Below are 392 nucleotides of genomic sequence, written 5' to 3'. Positions count from 1 at the left end.
AAGTCAAGTCATCCGTTTGGTGGCGATGGCGGAGGTGAACCACGCGTTCCCATACCGAACACGACCGTTAAGCCCTTCAGCGCCGATGGTACTTAGACCGCAGGGTCTTGGGAGAGTAGGACGTCGCCAAGCAGGTGTTATATTTTACACCTATGCAGCAGCCGTAAGGCTCCGCTGTGATTTACTTTGCACCTTGAAAACTGGATAACGAAAGAAAAGAATTGCTGAAACATCCTTTAAAGCTGTTTTTACGTAAGCGAAGGTGAGCGATCACCTGAGCATTTGGTTAAGCTAGTAAGAGCGCACGGAGGATGCCTAGGCACCAGGAGCCGAAGAAGGACGTGGCGAACAACGATACCGCCCCGGGGAGCCGTAAGCAGGCATTGATCCGA

At 52.0% G+C, this 392-nt stretch carries 2 rRNA genes; both read left to right on the top strand.

Annotation, left to right across the window (positions count from 1 at the left end):
- The first annotated feature begins 15 nt into the window (after positions 1 to 15).
- Positions 16 to 132, top strand: a 5S ribosomal RNA gene (rrf, locus tag AB4Z50_RS36230).
- A 152-nt stretch (positions 133 to 284) separates the two neighbouring features.
- Positions 285 to 392: ribosomal RNA gene (locus AB4Z50_RS36225) — 23S ribosomal RNA — on the top strand; the annotation flags it as partial.

This window comes from Paenibacillus sp. 2TAB26, assembly GCF_052115145.1.
GTDB lineage: Bacteria > Bacillota > Bacilli > Paenibacillales > Paenibacillaceae > Pristimantibacillus.
The sequence above is the reverse complement of the archived record's forward strand: the minus strand, read 5'-3'. Positions and strand labels throughout refer to the sequence as shown.